Source organism: Planktothrix rubescens CCAP 1459/22, assembly GCA_904830895.1.
Lineage (GTDB): Bacteria > Cyanobacteriota > Cyanobacteriia > Cyanobacteriales > Microcoleaceae > Planktothrix > Planktothrix agardhii.
The window spans coordinates 3107082-3126179 of the sequence record LR882958.1 but is presented as its reverse complement, the minus strand read 5'-3'; the positions used below and the strand labels follow the sequence as shown (position 1 = coordinate 3126179).

The 19098-nt window shown below is 40.9% G+C and carries 22 protein-coding genes and 1 pseudogene; 15 read left to right on the top strand and 8 right to left on the bottom strand.

The genetic code is table 11. The annotated features are described in order from the left end of the window. Positions 1 to 263 precede the first annotated feature (263 nt). The gene (locus NMG86_RS14675) at positions 264 to 848 is read left to right on the top strand and encodes a MamS/MamX family magnetosome protein (RefSeq protein WP_026786333.1); all 585 of its coding nucleotides are present in this window, start codon (positions 264 to 266) and stop codon (positions 846 to 848) included. A 97-nt stretch (positions 849 to 945) separates the two neighbouring features. On the opposite strand, the gene NMG86_RS14670 is transcribed toward NMG86_RS14675, so the two are convergent. From NMG86_RS14670 to NMG86_RS14655, 4 genes are all read right to left on the bottom strand, one after another. Beyond that, the gene (locus NMG86_RS14670; protein WP_026786334.1) at positions 946 to 1173 is read right to left on the bottom strand and encodes a hypothetical protein; all 228 of its coding nucleotides are present in this window, start codon (positions 1171 to 1173) and stop codon (positions 946 to 948) included. A 65-nt stretch (positions 1174 to 1238) separates the two neighbouring features. Then, on the bottom strand, positions 1239 to 1736 hold the full coding sequence (locus NMG86_RS14665) for a type II toxin-antitoxin system YhaV family toxin (RefSeq protein ID WP_026786335.1): 498 nt from the start codon (positions 1734 to 1736) through the stop codon (positions 1239 to 1241). A gap of 2 nt (positions 1737 to 1738) precedes the next feature. Continuing rightward, on the bottom strand, positions 1739 to 2071 hold the full coding sequence (locus NMG86_RS14660; protein ID WP_026786336.1) for a type II toxin-antitoxin system PrlF family antitoxin: 333 nt from the start codon (positions 2069 to 2071) through the stop codon (positions 1739 to 1741). A 114-nt stretch (positions 2072 to 2185) separates the two neighbouring features. After that, the gene (locus NMG86_RS14655) at positions 2186 to 3634 is read right to left on the bottom strand and encodes a hypothetical protein (RefSeq protein WP_052338736.1); all 1449 of its coding nucleotides are present in this window, start codon (positions 3632 to 3634) and stop codon (positions 2186 to 2188) included. Between the two features lie 156 nt (positions 3635 to 3790). On the opposite strand from NMG86_RS14655, the gene NMG86_RS14650 reads away from it, so the two are divergent. Continuing rightward, on the top strand, positions 3791 to 5422 hold the full coding sequence (locus NMG86_RS14650) for a SpoIID/LytB domain-containing protein (RefSeq protein ID WP_026797942.1): 1632 nt from the start codon (positions 3791 to 3793) through the stop codon (positions 5420 to 5422). A gap of 205 nt (positions 5423 to 5627) precedes the next feature. Here the strand turns inward: NMG86_RS14650 and NMG86_RS14645 are convergent, their stop codons facing one another. Further along, positions 5628 to 6419 carry an HAD family hydrolase gene (locus NMG86_RS14645; protein WP_026786338.1) on the bottom strand — a complete coding sequence of 264 codons (792 nt, stop codon included), beginning with the start codon at positions 6417 to 6419 and terminating at the stop codon, positions 5628 to 5630. Between the two features lie 98 nt (positions 6420 to 6517). On the opposite strand from NMG86_RS14645, the gene NMG86_RS14640 reads away from it, so the two are divergent. The 7 genes from NMG86_RS14640 to psbV all read left to right on the top strand — a co-directional run bounded on the left by NMG86_RS14640 (position 6518) and on the right by psbV (position 11152). Then, positions 6518 to 6781 carry a hypothetical protein gene (locus NMG86_RS14640; RefSeq protein ID WP_026786339.1) on the top strand — a complete coding sequence of 88 codons (264 nt, stop codon included), beginning with the start codon at positions 6518 to 6520 and terminating at the stop codon, positions 6779 to 6781. Positions 6782 to 6809: 28 nt separating this feature from the next. Then, positions 6810 to 7613 (top strand): prepilin peptidase, encoded by an 804-nt coding sequence (locus NMG86_RS14635; RefSeq protein ID WP_026786340.1) that lies wholly within the window; start codon positions 6810 to 6812, stop codon positions 7611 to 7613. A 110-nt stretch (positions 7614 to 7723) separates the two neighbouring features. Beyond that, complete coding sequence (locus NMG86_RS14630; RefSeq protein WP_036842790.1) at positions 7724 to 8809, top strand: RNA-guided endonuclease InsQ/TnpB family protein; 1086 nt, start codon at positions 7724 to 7726, stop codon at positions 8807 to 8809. Further along, entirely contained in the window at positions 8810 to 9055 is a 246-nt protein-coding gene (locus NMG86_RS14625; RefSeq protein ID WP_036831334.1) for a hypothetical protein, read from the top strand. A 136-nt stretch (positions 9056 to 9191) separates the two neighbouring features. Further along, on the top strand, positions 9192 to 10154 hold the full coding sequence (gene accD, locus NMG86_RS14620) for an acetyl-CoA carboxylase, carboxyltransferase subunit beta (protein ID WP_026786342.1): 963 nt from the start codon (positions 9192 to 9194) through the stop codon (positions 10152 to 10154). Positions 10155 to 10264: 110 nt separating this feature from the next. Then, positions 10265 to 10453 carry a hypothetical protein gene (locus NMG86_RS14615; protein ID WP_026786343.1) on the top strand — a complete coding sequence of 63 codons (189 nt, stop codon included), beginning with the start codon at positions 10265 to 10267 and terminating at the stop codon, positions 10451 to 10453. A gap of 207 nt (positions 10454 to 10660) precedes the next feature. Beyond that, complete coding sequence (gene psbV / locus NMG86_RS14610; RefSeq protein WP_026786344.1) at positions 10661 to 11152, top strand: photosystem II cytochrome c-550; 492 nt, start codon at positions 10661 to 10663, stop codon at positions 11150 to 11152. Positions 11153 to 11491: 339 nt separating this feature from the next. On the opposite strand, the gene petE is transcribed toward psbV, so the two are convergent. Next, entirely contained in the window at positions 11492 to 11905 is a 414-nt protein-coding gene (gene petE, locus NMG86_RS14605; RefSeq protein ID WP_026786345.1) for a plastocyanin, read from the bottom strand. A 577-nt stretch (positions 11906 to 12482) separates the two neighbouring features. Between petE and NMG86_RS14600 the strand changes: the two genes are divergently transcribed. From NMG86_RS14600 to NMG86_RS14590, 3 genes are read left to right on the top strand one after another with little or no spacing between them, the layout of a single operon-like run. Next, on the top strand, positions 12483 to 12731 hold the full coding sequence (locus tag NMG86_RS14600) for a TIGR02450 family Trp-rich protein (RefSeq protein ID WP_026786346.1): 249 nt from the start codon (positions 12483 to 12485) through the stop codon (positions 12729 to 12731). Continuing rightward, positions 12718 to 13353, top strand: coding sequence for a hypothetical protein (locus NMG86_RS14595; protein ID WP_051340025.1), 636 nt, complete (start codon positions 12718 to 12720; stop codon positions 13351 to 13353). The genes NMG86_RS14600 and NMG86_RS14595 overlap by 14 nt, the downstream gene beginning before the upstream one ends. A 48-nt stretch (positions 13354 to 13401) precedes the next feature. Further along, positions 13402 to 13650 carry a hypothetical protein gene (locus tag NMG86_RS14590; RefSeq protein ID WP_026786347.1) on the top strand — a complete coding sequence of 83 codons (249 nt, stop codon included), beginning with the start codon at positions 13402 to 13404 and terminating at the stop codon, positions 13648 to 13650. Between the two features lie 14 nt (positions 13651 to 13664). Here the strand turns inward: NMG86_RS14590 and NMG86_RS14585 are convergent, their stop codons facing one another. Further along, complete coding sequence (locus NMG86_RS14585) at positions 13665 to 14342, bottom strand: SDR family oxidoreductase (RefSeq protein WP_026797941.1); 678 nt, start codon at positions 14340 to 14342, stop codon at positions 13665 to 13667. Positions 14343 to 14509: 167 nt separating this feature from the next. Here NMG86_RS14585 and NMG86_RS14580 point away from each other — a divergent pair, with 167 nt between their 5' ends. After that, on the top strand, positions 14510 to 16435 hold the full coding sequence (locus NMG86_RS14580) for a PP2C family protein-serine/threonine phosphatase (RefSeq protein ID WP_026797940.1): 1926 nt from the start codon (positions 14510 to 14512) through the stop codon (positions 16433 to 16435). A 137-nt stretch (positions 16436 to 16572) separates the two neighbouring features. On the opposite strand, the gene NMG86_RS14575 is transcribed toward NMG86_RS14580, so the two are convergent. Then, positions 16573 to 17061: a hypothetical protein gene (locus tag NMG86_RS14575; protein ID WP_026786351.1), complete on the bottom strand. Its 489-nt coding sequence runs from the start codon at positions 17059 to 17061 to the stop codon at positions 16573 to 16575. A 249-nt stretch (positions 17062 to 17310) separates the two neighbouring features. On the opposite strand from NMG86_RS14575, the pseudogene NMG86_RS14570 reads away from it, so the two are divergent. Then, positions 17311 to 17745: pseudogene (locus tag NMG86_RS14570) on the top strand (heterocyst differentiation protein HetZ); the annotation flags it as partial. A 78-nt stretch (positions 17746 to 17823) separates the two neighbouring features. Further along, complete coding sequence (locus NMG86_RS14565) at positions 17824 to 19089, top strand: IS701 family transposase (RefSeq protein WP_026796362.1); 1266 nt, start codon at positions 17824 to 17826, stop codon at positions 19087 to 19089. Positions 19090 to 19098 lie beyond the last annotated feature (9 nt).

The window sequence follows — 19098 nt, the reverse complement described above, 5'->3', positions numbered from 1 at the left end:
TAGGGGTTTGATCTCCAAACCCAGGCGCAAAGAGGGTTTAGAGACAAAACCCCCTACAGATTTTTATCACAAATCATTTAGGATTGCTATACAATTTTTCTGCCCTATTCTCAAGGTAAAAGAACAAACTAATCTATTCTTAATTTAATGAAGATTTGCTATTTTTTATAAAGTTTTATCAACTTAACTAGACTCTCCACTTGCAGGATACTTTATCATATATCTATCAGCAAAACTGGTTAATTCACCAGGAGGACTGAACCATGAAGATTAATTTATCTAAAACTCTAGTTAAAGGTGCTGTAATTGCTACAGGGATTGCTTTTATTTCCCTTAATTATTCCCCGCCTTTGTTGGCAAAACCTAACTCAAATTCTCCCCAACCAACCCCTACCAATGACAATGATTTTGATCCCCCCTGTCACGAACTCATGGGGCAAAATCATCCCATGATGGGTCAGGGTTGGCGGGGAAATTCTCCAAGAGGAAAAGGGCAATATTCTCGGATGATGTATGATCCGAGTCATGTAGAAACAGTTCAAGGAACAATATTAGAAATACAACCGGGAAATCGAGGAAATCAAATGCCTCACGGTATGTATTTACAGATTAAAACAAATACAGAAACCCTAGGACTTCATATTGGCCCTGTGTGGTATTTAGAACAACAAAACTTTCAAATTCAACCCAATGATACCGTAGAAGTTACGGGAACACGAATTGACTGGGGAGGACAACCCAATTTAATTGTCGGAGAGATTAAAAAAGGAAATCAAACCTTACAATTACGGGATGAAAATGGTTATCCTCGATGGATGGGATGGCAGCAACAAACCCCTAGTAATTAATCGTTAATTCCTGAATATTGATTTAATCCGGTGTCTTTGCTCTTGAAGGGTCAAGGATAACCGGATTTTAACAGAATTGGTCTTATAATTCCCCTTGCTAACTCGCCGTTAAAAATAGATAATCGGTGTAACCTTTCTCTAAATTCTGATCTCCTTTGCCGTAAAACGTTGCAAAATCAGGAGTATTAAAAGCAGCATCTGTTGCCAAACGTTCAGGTAAATCAGGGTTAGCAATGAATAATTTTCCAAAAGAAATCAATTTCTTTCTGAGAGCTACCACCGCTTTAAACCATTGGTTGGAAATTGCGATCGCTGATAATGGCATTAATATTTCTAAAGAGGTTCAGCATCAGATTTTTAATCCATATTTGCCTTTATATTTCCACCTTACTAAATCTCTATGTTAGCTGCTTTCTCCAAACGATTCGTTTCGCTAGTTGCCTCTTTGAGTAAATCACCCCAATTATCAGGAGGATAGCCACTGTCAAGCATTTTCTTAAAAACTCGATAAGCGTCTGTATTACTATCGTAAGCTCGTTTAGAGTTTTCATCGTTAACCCAAGCGTAGACAATTATTTTGCTTTCTTGATGATATCGAAAGAACAACCGATATTGTTGAAAAAATTTTGCTCTAAACCAGTGTTTGTAATCATCTCCAAGGGTACTCCCTTGACGATACTCGCTACGGGTTGGATCTTGAGGAATAGTATCAAATGCTAACTTTGCGATCGCAGCTAGACGCTTTGTAGCATTTTTCTTTTTGTAGTCTTGAGGAGACTTCTGGCGCAACTGTTCAACCTGGGTCAGAAGTTCTTCAAACTGGTTAAGAAATAGAGGATGAGCAAATAGATTCCACCCATTAATGACAAGCGGTTGATTGACAAACACACTTACTCATCCTCATCCAAAAGTGGTGCATCCAGATCCAGATCAACATCAGAAACCAACGACTGAACACGGTTGACTAAATCAGAGCTAAGTGTTTCTAAGTGCTGAGGATTGTTTTTAATATCTTGTGCTAGAAAATTCAGAAATTCTCCAAGTATTGGATCATTTTCTGTTGTGTCAGTACGAGAAATGACGACTTGACCGTCAGACTGGAGGGTGTAGCAAATTTTATCACGTTTATTCAAGCCCAGAGCTTTGCGAATCGGCTCAGGAATTGTAGTCTGATAACGATCTGTGAGAGTAGATTCTGAGCATGGGGCGGGTTTTACAGTCATAGCGACCTCTAAACCGATGGATTAAACTGTATTTCTAAGGTAATGCAATTACATTGTCTTGTCAAGATTGACATGATTGAGTTTGAAGTTTCCTATGCCACCTCAATAGCCCTTTTAAGATTTGTCTGGTTGAAGAAAACCAATAGCGCAACCATAATTATAAAGTTTTGTTAATACATAATTAGCTATCTCAGCTTGGCTAGTCTTTTTACGCCACATAATTTCTAATCTGATTGAACCTTGATTAGTCTGACAAGTTATGTCGCTTTTGAAAGTTAAACCATTACCAATAAACTCATTTTCTGTTTGATAAGAATCAATCAAACCACTCTTCTGAAGAGCTTCACCAATAGTTCTATTCAGTAAGCCATCTTGTTGTCTTGCAATTGAAGCTAGTTTTTCAAAAGAGTTTACGCTGTTTGTGCCGATAGATTTACCTGGACGACCGATTTGTCGCCCCGCAGATTTTAACGCATGCACCAATTGACTATTATTTAAACGTTCCAACATTTTATGGTCAAGATTAATAGACATATTATTATTTCTCATAGCTGAACGTAGTTCTGGGTTAGCATATTGTTTAGTGATTGCCAATGCTGTCAGAACAGGTAAGTGTAATATCTTCGCATCTAAAACAGTTCCCAATAGACCTACCTTCTCAGGATCTTTTTTTATTTTTTCAACAATGTTTGCTTCTGTTGAACTCATCAAATGGCTGGTATCAGCGGTAAACGAAGAACCTCTTGTTAATGCTTCAATATCTTTCTTAGGATCGTTGCCTGCAATAACAACAGTCCATACATGACATTGTTCTTTATCTAGTAAAGATGTTACAGTATTTTGATTGTTGCGTAGTTCTTGACGTAGCAAACTTATATAGGCACCAATAGTATTTGCTTGAGGTATTAATTCAGTAGCTTGTTTCTCTGAAAGACCTAAATCTGTTAAGGAAGCCCCTTCGTTCAAAGTTTCGATTGTTCGATTTGCAATTGATAAATAATTAGACTTTGGTGGCCCACTAAATTGATAACCTTTTTGGCTAATTCCAAGTAAAGATTCTCCTCCTATACGCTTTGCTAGGGTAATTAATCTGTGTTCAAGCTCGTCTGAATTACAGGGCCAAACGATCAACGTTTTCTCGCCCTGATATGAACGCATAAAACTATTGATTGTGTGCAAATCTTTTTCCAGCAATTCTTCAGAAAAATCTGTTAAAGCTTCTCTACCTTCGATCACTAAAACTCGCAGATTTTCCTGTGTTGAACTTAATTTTTTAAGTCTATCGGAAACTGACTCATTCTGATCAATTGATTCTGTTACTACTCCTTCTTTGAATAAATAGAGGGTATGTAGAAATGTAGACTTTCCTGAACCAGATTCACCACGAAATACAAGAAAAGCACCTCTACCAGCAGATTCCATGTCACTATAAATATCATTGATATAATTCAATGAGTCTTGAACGGCAACAACAATATTCTTGAGATTATCTTTTTTAGTACGTCGTTCGAGAATATCGAATCTTTCAGGAAGAAAAATGCTAGACTGAAATTGAGTTGACATAATTTTTTAGGTTTTGAATCCATCTTCTATAGTTATTTTACCATACCCACACCTTAATACTTAACTTGGAACTAAGGATAAAAATACCAGTAACATAGACATCAACTTGAACGACTCAAGACTCAATACCAGATTGTTTTAATTTTCCCAACATCAATGAGAACTTCAAAACTTTTATCTCGGACAAGCACTCAGTCAGCAAAATTTACCGTTTCCAGCTTAATTTTCTTTTCTTTACTCGTTTTTTCTCCCAAGCTAACCGTCGCCCAAGAACGGGAACCCAAAGACATGAACATCCCCCTCAAAATAGGGGTGGTTCAACACTTTGGGCAAAAACCCACCGATCAACTTATTCTCAAAGCCCAACCGGGAGATTACTTAACCCTGCAATTTCAGACGCCCCAAGGGAACAAACAACTCCAGACTGAGAGTGTGCTCCTGAAAATGGGATTTGAACCCCTCCCGGAACCGGAAGTCGAAGAAAGAGTGGTTTTAAGTACCCACCGCAGCTATGAAAATGCTGAAGAAGACGCTCAAAAATGGCGATCGCTCGGTTTAGAAGTGGAACTGGCCCAACCCGATCGCTGGCAAGTTTGGGCCAAACGCAGCGTTTACAATACCCCCCTATTGCGGCGGTGGTTAATTGATAGTTTACAAGCCCAAGGCCATAAACTGCCGCGCCTGAAAACCCAAGTTCTCACCCAAAAACGTACCCCCTATTGGACGGCGGCCGGATATCGCTACAACCGCAATGAATTGCAGATCACCAGTCCCCAGAATGTGATTCAAGTTAGTCAAAAACCCAATGATCCCGAACCTTTGGTTTATGGGGGAAGTTTGCGATTGCAACCCGATGCCTACGGGACTTATACCCTCGTTAATAATGTGCCATTAGAGACCTATTTGCGGGGCGTCGTGCCACATGAAATTGGTGCTTGGCCCCCGGCAGCCTCCATCGAAGCCCAGGCGGTTCTAGCGCGAACCTACGCCTTGCGAAACCTGCAACGGTTTGAAGCGGACAATTATCATCTTTGTGCTAATACTGACTGTCAAGTTTATCGAGGACTAACGGAAGTTTATTCGACTACAGATCAAGCTATTGAGGTGACTAAAGGTTTAGCTTTAACCCATAATAATAACTTGACGGAGGCGGTGTATTTTTCCAGCAGTGGGGGAGTCACGGCAAATTATAATGATATTTGGAATGGAGAACCCCGGCCCTATTTACAAGGAGTAATTGACGCTCCGAATAAAATTTGGGATTTATCTCAACAAAATTTAGCTTCTGAACCTAATTTTAGAAAGTTTATCAATCTGAAAACCGGATTTAATGAAACCGGAGAACTTGATTTTCGTTGGCGAGGAGAAGCTACCTTAGAAGCGATTGCAGAACAATTGCGATCTTACTTAAAACGGCGCAATTTGCCTCAAGCTAATTTGAAGACAGTTCAAAAGGTTGAGATTGTAAAGAGATCGCCAACTGGCCGAGTATTGAAAATGATAGTAACGACAGATCAAGGGATGTTAGAAATTGCTAAAGATGAAATTCAAAGTGCATTTTTACCCCCGATTAGCACTTTATTTTATATTGATCCGGTTTACAATCCCAATAAAACCCTTAAAGGTTATGTTTTTGTTGGAGGTGGTTTCGGACATGGAGTAGGAATGAGTCAGACAGGATCTTATCATCTGGCTAAATTAGGATGGTCAAGCGAACAAATTTTAAACTTTTACTTCCCAGGAACCCAACTCCAACCTTTAAATCCATCAATGCTGTCTGGGAATTAAGTAGTTACACAAAATAAATTACCTAGTTGAGAGAGGGAACACCGGAACAGCCCCCCCAAACCCCCCGTGCACGGGGGGCTAGGGGGGGAGGGAACAGGGTGGAGGATGTGTAATTAATTTTGTTTAGGTACTTAACAAAAATTCAGAGTTCAACATTGGGAGATAGGGTTGAACTTTGAATTTTTGATATCATTTCTTGATGAAGCTATTCAACAGTCAACCATTCAGAAAAGTTCTGGCTAAATTGAGGCAAAGATAATAAATGAATAGCTGAAGATTCCGAAGCTAAATCCCGTTCTTTTTGAAGATTATAACCCCAATTTGCTAAGAATAATTGCACCTTGTTTAAATCCAGTTGTTGTTGCACCGATAATAACGTTTGTAAGCGATCTTCAATAAACCAAATATTCGGAGTCGGTTTAATACTTGCTAATAATTCCCGTAAAATTTCATATTTAGGGCGTTTATAGCCTTTGCCAAAAAGTTGATTCTCTGGAATAGTAACTCCTTGTTCTTGGAGGAGCGATCGCACAAATCTTTCCTCTTTCGTGGTAATAATATAAACAGGAAAACCATCTTCAATTAAAGGTTTAATTCGTTCAATCACACCTGGATAAAACCGATGTAATCCCAACCACCCAGATAAATCCGTATCAATCCATTCATCCCGAACCCTATCCAAATGGGGGCCAATTATTTCCGCCTGTAATTGTTCTTCCGTTACGATATTGTGAGCAATTCCCGACCAATTCTGTAAAATTTCACTTTCAGAAATTCCCAAAACCAAAGCCCGAATTAAAACAGGCATTTCCCAACCAATTTCAATCACCGGGCGAGTTCGATAAAATAAAAGAGCCAATGCTTCCGGCGAAACGCTGGTCGGAACCGACCAAAGTTGACAATAGGTTCGCCATGCGGTTTGAAAATATTCCAGAAGTCCGTCACAAAGAACCCCATCAAAATCTAGCGCCAGTAAAGTTGGTTTATCGTTTATCATAAAACTTTAATTTGAAATTGACAATTTAGGAATTAACTCAACCTAATATTAAATTAACACCGTTTTTTGCCTCTAAAATTTGTAATTGAGGGTCTACTATGGTACAAGCCTTACAACTCCAAACTGAATTTCTGGCTAACCCTCAAACCCCATCCCATGAGCTTAATGCCGACTTAATTAGGGTAGCTAAACAGATATATCATGCCTATGTAGAAGTCCACGCCCAACGAATGCGGCGGCCGTTGGGAGTTGCCATCAATCCTAGCAATTATCGTAGTTGCCTATTATTTTCCGGTCAACCGATTTTGCTCCCTGGGGAATATTTTATCCCTTTTGAACAGATTGAAGCCGATTTGTTTTAACAGCCCAAGTCAGAAATCGAGATCAAGCATGAATATTATACTGAGTTTACCTGCCTGTTTAATTGTGTTTGCCCTGGGAGCATCAATAGGCAGTTTTCTCAACGTCGTGATTTATCGAATTCCGGCGGGTTTATCCATACTACACCCCCCCTCTCGCTGTCCCCACTGTTTAACCCAGTTGAGTCCCTCAGAAAATATTCCCGTCTTTGGTTGGCTGTGGCTACAGGGACGTTGTAAACATTGCCATGCACCAATTTCCAGCCGCTATCCCATCGTAGAAACGACTACAGGACTATTATTTTTAGTCATATTTTTCAGTTTTCCTACCCTCCCCCAGATATTAGGTTATTGGGTATTATTCAGTTGGTTAATTGCCCTATCCCTAATTGATTTAGATACCTATACCCTCCCCAATGTTCTCACCCAGTCGGGGTTAGTCTTGGGTTTAGGGTTTCAACTCAGCCAGTCCCCATCCCCCAGTTACGGGTTAATGATGGGGATAATTGGGGCGGTGCTGGGATTATGGTTATTTGACATCATATCCTTTGTGGGAACTCTGGTCATGGGACAAACGGCCATGGGAGCCGGAGATAGTAAACTCGCGGCGATGATGGGGGCTTGGCTAGGGTGGAAATATTTACTCGTAGGCGGATTTATAGCTTGCTTATTCGGGGCTGTGGTGGGAGGAGGAGCGATCGCAATCGGTTTAATCAGTCGCCGTCAACCCATCCCCTTCGGCCCCTTTCTAGCCCTGGGTGCAGCTATTACTGCCCTCTGGGGGCATCAAATCCTCTCCACCTATCTAGGCTTATTTTTTCCCCTTGTCAATTGAAATACCATGTCTTGGATTACCGGAAATTTTGGGTTTAAAGCCCCGTCGTTCCACGACGGCTTTTTATTCTAACTTGATGTATGATAAAACAAGCTGTAATCAACAAAAGTATGAAAGCCAGGTATCGCTATAGATGCTATCCAACACCTTCCCAAAAATTGGCATTAGCCAAATTATTTGGTTGTGTGCGGGTAGTATGGAACGATGCACTGGCTTTTTGTATTTCCGAGTACAAAGGAGGTAAAAAGAAGCCCAAAAATGCTGAACTTCAGAAACAATTCATCACCCAAGCTAAAAAGCTAGAAGAAAGAGAATGGTTGTCAGAAGTTTCAGTAATTCCCTTGCAACAATCCTTAAACAACCTAGAACAAGCCTATCAAAATTTCTTTAATTCCTGTAAAGGAACTAGGAAAGGTCAACGGGTTAAACCTCCAAAATTCAAGAAACGAAAATCACAACAGTCTGCTAGATTTACAAAAACCGGATTTTCCTTCAAAGGAGAGAAAGTTTATCTCGCTAAAATAGGTAAGATTGATGTAATTTGGTCAAGACAACTACCCTCTGAACCCAGTTCTGTCACGATTGTCAAAGACAGTGCTGACCGATACTTCCTGAGTTTTGTAGTAGAAATTCAATCCGAAATCTTGCCACAATCTGAAAACTCAGTTGGCATTGATTTGGGAATAACAACCTTTGCCACATTAAGTAATGGGCAAAAAATAAAAGCTCCTAAGCCGATAAAACAGCGAATTAAGGAGCTTCGTAAATTTTCTAAGCAATTGTCTCGGAAAACCAAAGGGTCTGAACGTTATGAAAAAGCCAGAAAAAGATTAGCTAAACTTCATGCTAAAGTTTCTGATACCCGCACCGATTTCTTGCATAAATTGTCTACCCAGATTGTTCGTGAAAACCAAACAATAGTCTTGGAGGACTTAAATGTTTCAGGAATGGTTAAAAACCGGAAATTATCAAGAGCTATCTCTGATTTAGGGTGGAGAAGTTTTAGAACTTTCCTAGAAGCTAAATCAGAAAAGTATGGTAGAGATTTCCGAATCATAGACCGATGGGAACCTACATCTAAGACTTGCTCTTGTTGTGGATTCAAAATTGGTAAATTAGATTTGTCTGTGAGAGATTGGATTTGTTTAAATTGTGGCGAATCTCATGATCGAGATGTTTTTGATTTGTTGAAATAGATGGAATCCCCGTCCGTTTACGGCGGGGCGGATGTCAACATTCATACAACGGCTCTGCGATGGGAAGCCGAATTTATGCAGCAAGTCTTAGAAGCCCAGGATATTCCCACCCGGGTAATTGACTTAGGAGTCAGTTCTTCCCTGGGGATGGGCAGTCCGGTAGGGCTACAAGTCCCCTTAGCTCATCGCTGGGAGGCGTTGCTCCTATTAAGCCCCATTGATGAAGAATTAGAATCTGTAGATTAAACGTTAAGACTTGCTATATATCGTTCTATTATGGTGTAGATTTTGAATTTAACTAATGGGGCTAACGGGAATCCCCCAATTTCCCAAGGCCTCACAGTCTTAAAATTAGAAATAGCAAAAGTCAAAACAATTTTTAATGTCTCTATTTGATTGGTTCGCAAATCGGCGTAAATTATTACCCAACACTCCCGAACCGCAGGAACGAGAAATTGCTGATGGGCTATGGGTTAAGTGCGAAAAGTGCAATGCTTTAACTTATGCCAAAGACCTACAAGCCAATAATAAGGTTTGTTTGGAATGCGGTCATCATTTCATGGTCAATAGCGACGAGCGAATTGGGCAATTGATTGATCCTAATACCTGGATGGCTTTAGATGCCGAAATGTATGCGGTTGATCCCCTGAAATTTCGCGATCGCAAATCCTATAGTGATCGACTCCGAGAAACCCGGGAAAAAACCGGATTATCCGATGCGGTACAAACCGGAATCGGCTTACTCGAAGGTGAACCCGTGGCCCTGGGAGTCATGGACTTCCGGTTTATGGGCGGTAGCATGGGTTCAGTGGTCGGGGAAAAACTCACCCGCCTGATTGAACATGGCACTAATGAAGGCTATCCCGTGGTGATTATTTGTGCCTCCGGGGGCGCGAGGATGCAGGAGGGAATGTTAAGTCTGATGCAGATGGCGAAAATCTCCGCCGCCTTGCATCGCCACCGCAAATCCCGACTGCTGTATATTCCCGTCCTCACCCATCCCACCACCGGAGGGGTGACGGCCAGTTTTGCCATGTTAGGGGATATGATTTTAGCCGAGCCAAAAGCGACTATTGGTTTTGCTGGAAGACGGGTAATTGAACAAACCCTGAGAGAGAAGTTACCCGATGATTTCCAAACCTCAGAATACCTATTGAATTATGGGTTTGTGGATGCCATTGTTCCCCGTACCCAACTCAAAAAAACCCTAGCCCAATTGATTCGCCTCCATCGTCTTCCCCAAACCTCCGGGCCCTTATCCCATACTGCTGAAGTTATCCCCCTAACTTCGGGTGATACACCCATAGATTTATCTCAGGGTGTCTCAGCGTCTAAGTCAGTCTAGCGGGAACTGTTGATCGATGTTTAGTGGCGATCGCGATCAAATTGTTGGTTTTCACAAAATACCAAAGGTTCCTATAATTTTTGATCAAGACCTATTGTTTAAACAGACTTATGGGTTTTGCCGACCTGTCCATCACAGAAATAGCAGAGGACTACAATCTCCCCGTTGAGACTGTACTCCAACTGTGTGACCAATTGGGAATTGCCTATCAACATTCTCAAACCCGTTTAGCCCTGGAGGATGCTAAGGCTTTGATGTCTAAAATCACAGCCCAACGTCAGTCCCCAGAGTCCCAATAGTTCAATCCACCTTAACCCTCTGTGAAATTATATTTCGCAGAGGGTTAAGGTGGTAAATAACAATAGACGATTGACAAATGCCGATCAGCTAATCACCGGGATCGGGGACATTCAATAACCTGAACCCAAACTTAACTAACTTCTGCTCGCGGATCAAGCCAAGACTGGATTTAGCTTTTAATCACTAACTTAGTCATAAGGAGAACCATGCTAAAAAGATACTTTTGGCTGGCAATAGCCACTGTATTTTTCACCTTTCAACTGTTTGTCACTAATGCCAATGCATTAGACCTGACCAAAGAACTTCGGACTTTACCCCTAAATGACCAGGGCCAAACCGTTGTTCTGAGTGAAAAAGAACTGAAAAAGGGCAAAAAATTATTTAATAAGGCTTGCGCCTCCTGTCACGCTTTAGGGATGACCAAAACCAACCCTGATATTAACCTCAGTCCTCCAACCTTGGCAGGAGCATCCCCCTCCCGCGATAATATTGTCGCCCTGATCGACTTTATCAAAAATCCCACAACCTATGATGGGTTAGAAGAAATTTCCGAAACCCACCCCAGCACCAAGAGTTCAGATATTTTCGTCGCCATGCGAAATCTGACGGAAGATGATTTATATAATCTGGCTGGATATCTATTATTAGAACCCAAAGTTCGTCCTGAACAATGGGGTGGTGGTAAATACCTGCGCTAACATCGGTTAACAATTGACAATTTTAGACTTTAGGTTTTAGGTTAGGGATGATTTTAAGGTTTTAGCTGTCTTTACTCAATGTGGGGAAACTCAAACAAAATTATCTTAAATTTAAAATCTAAAGTCTAAAGTTTTAAAAGACTGTAACTATAGCATCGCGTCTAAAAAAAACTTCAACTGTTGTTTTCCTCCCTATTCCCTGTTCCCTGTTCCCTGTTCCCTGTTCCCTATTCCCTGCTATATATAAAATATTTGGGCAGTCTCTTGTTAGTTTAATTACCAACAAAAAACCACCCAAAATTAATTATTAATTCAACAAGTAAAGTAACTAGACTCTCATTATTTTTTCAGAACAATTTCAGCGTTCATACCCGCGCCACGGTGAGGTTCACAATAGTAGGAATAAACACCAGCAGGCATATCGTCGGTGAAGGCAACTTCAAAGGACTCACCCAGTTTTTGAAGTAATGCTTTATGGGAAAGTTTGACCGCCACAGCCGCATCAGGAGATTTGGCTTTATCAAAAACTGCATTATGGGGAGGGAGTTTGTTATTTACAAATTTAACAACATCACCCGGTTTGACTTCTACTTTACTCGGATCAAATTTTAACATCCCCGAATCAGCACCCATTTTAACAGTAAAGGTTTCTGCGGAGGCTTGACCCACACCAAAAACAAAGGTGCTAATCATTAAAAAGGCCACAGACAAAACTAGGGCGACCCGCTTGGACACTGAAACCATCTGATTCATAACTTGCCTCTAAAAAATGTGATCTTCTAAGCGTTGAAAAACATCCTACCATAAACTATGACAACCTGTCGTATTAAAAAACAGCCCTGGCAATCGGGCAAAAAATCTGTCACCAAAAAACGAGCGAGAAGCCCCTGGCTTTAGACATGGGGAGGAAAGTGGCTGCGGTTTCAACCGCCTTCAATATTTCCTGATCTAACTGATTGAAAAGTTGAGTTAGAATAGATCGTAAGTAAAACAACCATCTGCGTGTTGAAACACTCTAGTATCGGAGAAATCCCGGCACAGTGAGCCACCACACTCCTTGAGGAGTAGTAAGCCTGTATAACTGACAAGTAATGGCAGAGTGTGAAGCGTACCTATCTGGCGTTGTGATGGTCTATGAAAACAAACACAATTTAAAAGTAAGCGCAATTGCAATATCTTTTATAAGGGTAGTTGTTTTGAGCGTGTAGAGGTGATTTGATAGCGCCTTTGAGAGTTTTCGGATTCATTCAAGAATCCCAGTGGCTTCAGCCCTGGGGAGTATCAAAATCGTTAACAATTACTGTTATCGTCCAGGGCCCAAATCTTAAGCATGGCAAAAAAGCAAAAATTCCCCTATCTTTTAGGTTCTAAATGGACATCTCATCAAAAAACCTGGGGCTGGAGGCATTTCCAAGTCGCAAACCGCAAAAATCAAGGCAAATGGGTATTTGCCGAAATGGTGGCATCCTGTGACCCCCAGGTGAGATTTTGGTTAAATGCCCAACAACTTCAAGACCGGGCTTTATGGCAACCCGGATGGCAGTCTACCCAGGAATTAGAAGACCTTGAATCACTTTAAATCTACAAATTCCCCCCAACTTCAGGCGACCCTTGAGCTTGTGCAACAAGCCACTCAAAACCTGCAAGACCTATTACAAAACCCGGTTTCTCAAGACCATCACCGTGAGGTTATCAACGAGATTGAAACTCAATTAAATCAGGCTTTAATCACCTTAAAAACAACGGTTAATCCGCCGAATTTGGATCATATTCCTGCCGATATTTTAAAACAAATAGAAACCTTGGAAATTTCCTTAGAAAGTATTGATATTCAGAGGGCTTTATCTAACCATCATTTGAGTCAAATTATCGGGATTATTACCGAAATCAATAATAAGTCTGAACAAATTAGAAACAGAAAAGACTATTTTTTAGCCCGTCTTCCCCAAATTCCGGTGGAGAAACTAGGCCCTAGGGTTCCTATTGTGACGGCGGCGGATTTTTTACCGGATTATGAGCCATTATCCCCAGAGCAACGAGAAGAATTAAAGGTCAAATACAATATTAACAAATTAATTCAAAAACGCCAACAATCTCGTTCTTCTTTATTTGAAAGAATTAAACAAGCTGAAAAAATGATTATGCCTCAAGTACAACCTTTAGACAATAATCAAGATTTGGAAGATGATTTGCCTTTTTGAAAATTCAGGTTATAATAGAGTTATATCCTTATTTATAAAAGAGTTAAAATGTCTAAATCCGACGCTAAAAATCCCTCCAATTCCGAGCCATCTCCTAAGTCTGGAGAGGGTTTAGAAATTGTTAGTATTGGTGTCGATGAACAGCAAGCAAAAACTTCTAATTCAGAAGGTTTATCCCAAGATAAACTCAATCAAGTTGCCCAAAATATTAATGCCAATTTAGAAAATAATCAAGATCCAAATTGGCAAGTAGAAAATAGTTGGGATGAAACGAGAATCCAGGTTAATTTAGATTAGAAAAACTGGTAAATTTAACTCAAATTCAAAATTTCAAAATCCGATTGTCCGTAGGTCATATTCCGGTCAATAGCTGAAAGAATCTTATGATTAGCTACCTCTGAACATAAACAATCACAGAGCAATTGAGCCACATCAGCCCGATGAATATTTCCCGCTACCCGATAATTTTCTGTTAATACGCCGTTTCCGGTGGCGGGTTCAGATTTCAGTCCCCCCGGACGAATAATCGTGTAATTCAGTCCACTATTAATTAAATGCTGTTCTGCTTTTTCCTTTTCCACTAAAACCGATTTTAAGGTTTCAAACGCTTGGGGAGGTAAAGCCACCACACTTTTGCCACTCCCAATCGAAGATACCAGAATAAACTTCCCGACGCCCGCTTTCACCGCCGCGTCAATTAAATGTTGATTCCCTAAATAGTCCGCCCGCTCTCCATCCTTGGGTAAACCGCCAATGGTACTAATCACCGCCGAAATTGTTTCTGGGCCTAATATCGCCTGTTCAACGGCGGTTATATCCAAGGCATTCCCCATCACCACCCGCACCCCCAAGGCTTCTAATTCGGGGCGAGTATCCGGTGTTCTTAATAGGGCTTTGACGTTTATCTGTTGGTTGCGGAGGGATTTGACCACTTCTCGTCCCACACCGCGACTTGCACCCGCAACAAAAATATAAGATTCTGTGTTCATTAATGTTAAGGTTTCAATAATTACTACTTTCTATGTATTACTGTACTAGATGCTTGTGTGAACCGAAAACTTTGTTGACACTCTCACCGTTTAACACTGGTGAATTTTAAATATCCCCTTTTATAATTAACCTTTCTAAAATTAAGTCCCTATTAACAGTCCTAGCCGTGTCCTTAGAAAAATTATTCCAAATTAGCACCTCGGCGCCGCCGCCAATTCATTGCACCAACCCCGCCTGTCCCCAACCGCGTAACTCCTTGGGACATCAAATTTGTCAGACTTGCCAAACTCCCCTAACCTATAGATATTTATGGGCTACTGGTTCAGGGGCGGGACAAATTCAACCCTGTCAGTTAGTGGGAAATCGCTATTATGTCACCTTCCCCCAAGTTTGGTTAGATACTAAACCCGGTGCCCCACCGATTTTGCCCGATATTCTCTCCGAGTCGATATTATCCTATTTATATCTCTCTCCTCATCATTTGCATATTCCTGGGGTGTTTGGGGTCTATCCCTTGGGGATTCCCCCAGAAGCGACGGAAACCCTACTATTGGATAATATTCCCGTCGATAGTCGGGGTCAACTATTCCCGACCTTGGTGGAAGTCTGGCCGAAAACCTCCGCCGTGCGTCAGGTCTATTGGTTATGGCAAATACTACAACTGTGGACACCTTTAACCGAACAGGGAGCGGCCTATAGTTTATTTGTCAAGGAGAACCTGCGGGTAGACGGTTGGCGGGTGCGGTTGCGAGAACTGCATCAGGGCGCACTACAACCCACCCAACGAGATTTAGCCGAATCTTGGGTTGCTTTAATAGAAACGGCCCATCCGACTATACAGTACCGTTTACAAACCATTCATCAATTGATGCGTCGTCAGGAGGACTGCTTAAAAGAGGTGGCGAGTCAACTGAATCAATTATTAATGGAACAGGCGGCCCAACTCCCCTTACATTTAGCGGTAACGGGATTAACGGATGTGGGGGTCAGACGTTCGGAGAACGAGGATAGTTATTATCCGGGTCTGCACGATGTCCGAAATTTTCATCTTTATCCAAATGATAAATTAATTCCCCATTTAAGTATTGTTTGTGATGGGGTGGGGGGTCATGATGGCGGTGAGGTGGCGAGTCAATTGGCGGTACAGTCTTTAAAGCCTTTGATTTATAGTTTTATGGCGGAAATTTCCCAGCAGGAGGAGTTAGCCCCACCGGAATTAATTATGGAACAACTGCAAGAAATTACCCGAGTTGTTAATAATGTTATTGCTGCCCAAAATAATGAACAAGGGCGAGAATTTAGACAACGGATGGGAACAACTTTAGTCATGGCTTTACAGTTACCTCAAAAGGTAAAAACTCCCGAAGGTATTGAGTTAACCAATTGCCATGAATTATATTTGGTGAATGTGGGCGATAGTCGCGCCTATTGGATTACTCAAAATTCCTGCCAACAATTAACCGTCGATGATGATGTGGCAAATCGGGAGGTTTGTCATGGTCGGAGTTTATATTGGGATGCTGTTCAAAGGTCGGGTTCGGGAGCTTTAACCCAAGCATTAGGAACCCGAGAAGCGGAGTTTTTACGGCCAACTGTACAACGATTTATTATTGAAGAAGATGGATTATTATTATTATGTTCCGACGGATTAAGTGATAATCAACGGGTGGAACAATGTTGGCAAAATTTTTCTGCTTCGGTGTTAAATGGAGAACAATCTTTAGAGTCGGCGGTGCAGGGATGGATTGACATTGCTAATGATAAGAATGGTCAGGATAATATCTCGGTTGTGATGATTTATTGTGGGGTATCTCCGCAAAAATTAGTATTAGTAGAAACTACACCTCTAGCCACAAAAACTGAATCTTTGGAGTCTGAACCAACGGAAGCCTCTAAGGTTTTATTATATGATGAATCGATTCCTGAGCAAGAGGTTCAGCCCCCCTCTAAGTCAATGTCTAAGTGGAAAGAGGTATTTTTTATTTTGAGTTTATTTGCGATATTTATTGCTGGGGGTTTTGCAATATGGTGGCAAGTTCGTCAAACTCAAATCAAATCTATTCCTTCGGGTCAACCAACTCAGACGCGCTGATGGGGTTCAATTTCCGACAACCTATAGCTGTTTGAAATAGAAGGGGAAATTTTGGGTATAAACAGTTTATCTATTAGGGATTGAAATACCCTATTACCTATTACCTATTACCTATTACCTGTTCCGGTGTTCCCTTCTTAAGCAATATTCGGCGGAATTTTACGGGATTTTGACTGACGCCGTTGTTGATAGTCCTGTAAATAAACCTGAATTAACTCTTGGATTTCACTGCGTTTAATTTCCGTAGCAGACTGAAAATTATTAGGCGTTTCAAAAAAGCATAAACTATCCGGCATTTCTAAAACAACCATTTGAAATAAAATATGAGTCACGGGTAAAGGAATCGCCAAAACTTGAGAATCTGCATCAGGATTAGTATAACTTAAAGCATCTTCTACGGTAGAAAAAGCATAAATTACTCTCTTTTTTATCTGCGGTTGATCTACATTGATAAACGGTTGAATCACCCAACTTTGGTCTAAAGTTTGCAAAATATAATATTCGGGATGTTCTAATTGTTCTGCTAATAATTTTAAGGCCGGAGCGATCGCTTCCACAATTTGAGGAGTTGTTCCATCTTGAGGCGCATGATCAATTAAAGACTGAATTTGTAGGTCTAAATTCATTATGTTTAAAAAAATAAAGATCAAGAATATTAATAGACTGTTAACTAATGACTGGTACGGGCGGGTTCATCAAGATGCGCCGTGATTAAGAAAGATCTAAAAGAACCCGCCCCTACAACTGTTAACTGCTAACTGCTGACTGCTGACTGCTAACTGTTAACTGATGACTGATAACTGATTAAAACGATCCGGAAATCCAAGCCAACTCACAGAATCATTGTGTTAGGGTCATTGTAGTAATTAGACATCATGGGGGAAATCTGCCAAACCGAAACCATTTTCCAAAAGCTATTGAGAGAACTGAGTCTATCCACCCGTGCATCTGAACAAAACTGTCGGGATGTAGCCGAACGAATTAACGAAGAAGCTACCCGCATTTGTACAGAAAGCAAACGGATTCAAGATTCCGGGGATGTAGAAACCTGGGCCATGACACTAGCACAACATCGTTTACAGCAATGTATTCAATATTATCAGCTAGGGTCGAAACAAGGGTCTTTAGAATTACATAGTACCTTGAGCGCGATTGTATATCGATATATTACTCCTCCTCAAGTCCAGTCCAGTTATCAAGCTCGATTGGAATTAATCAGGGATTTTTTACAAGCCTTTTATTTAGAAACCCTCAATGCCTTTCGCAAAGAAGCAAAGTTAGCGGCAACTTACCGTCCTCGAACCTTGTTAGTGGGACTTAAACAAAAATAAGGGAAGAAATAGATGATAATGATTATGTAGCAAGCACATAACATTCAAGAATAACGAATGAAAGAGACAACCCCGGCAGCGATGCCCCCCTGCTTTGACCGATGGTGTCAAAGATTTGACGATATATTTGGTCATCTTGCCCAAAAACGGGAATTTAGGAACTATTTAGGGGGATTATTGGGAGAAAGTGAGCGAAAAAACCTGTCGCAAATGGCGAATAACTCCGTAGGAGTAGCTTACCACCGATTACACCACTTTTTAACCGAAGCTCCCTGGTTAGCAATGAAACTGAATCAGCGTCGCCTGGAGGTGATGAATCAGTGTAAGCAAACCCAGATTAGTCGGGGATTTGCCCTAATTATTGATGATTCAGGACATCGAAAAAGCGGGAACTTTACTGATGGAGTGGGACGACAATACATCGGAGAAATCGGAAAAACCGACAATGGAATCGTAGCAGTAACGAGCCATCTATACGATGGCAAAAAAAGCCTACCATTAGATATAGAATTATATCAAAAAGCCGAGTCATTACCGTCAGGAAAAGCTGACCCGGAATTTAAAAAGAAACCGGAAATAGCATTAGAATTAATAGAAAGGAGCTTAGAGAGAGGATATCAACCGGGAATTGTGCTAACAGATGCCGGGTATGGAAATAACACAAATTTTTTACAAGAGTTAGAGAAAAAAAGATTAAAATATATAGGGGGAGTCGCCAAGAATCGAAAGGTAATCCTCAAAAAGGGGGAAGATAAAACAGAGGAAACTCGATTAGATAATTTAGCCAAATCGTTGCCCCAAGGAGCTTTTAGTGAAATTCAACTCCAACTAGAAAAACCCAGAACTGTGTGGGTAGCAACAAAAGAAATTGAATTATCAAAGTATGCAGGGAAGAAAGTAATAGCCATCGTCATGAATGCTGCCACTTTCGACCAAGCCAGTGATATTGATTATTTAATGACTAATGTTGAGGCATCAAAAGCCACAGGAGAATGGATAGTAACGACCTATTCACAAAGAAATTGGATAGAAGTTTTTTACAGGGAAGCTAAGGGTTGGTTGGGGCTGAAAGAATATCAAGTCCGAGATAAAAGAAGTCTAATCAGACATTGGATTTTGGTATTTTGTGCCTATACTTTTATTCTCTGGCATAGTTTAACTGGAGGGTTAAGACGTCGATGGGCTAACAAACCTTTAAACACATTTGCTGATGCCCTTGAAGCCTTCCGCACAGCGATTTCCTTTCGATTTGTGGAGTGGCTCCAGAATAATAGGGATGTATTTGCAGCCTACAAAGCAAGTTTAGGCTTGATTTGGGCTTGATTTTTGTTT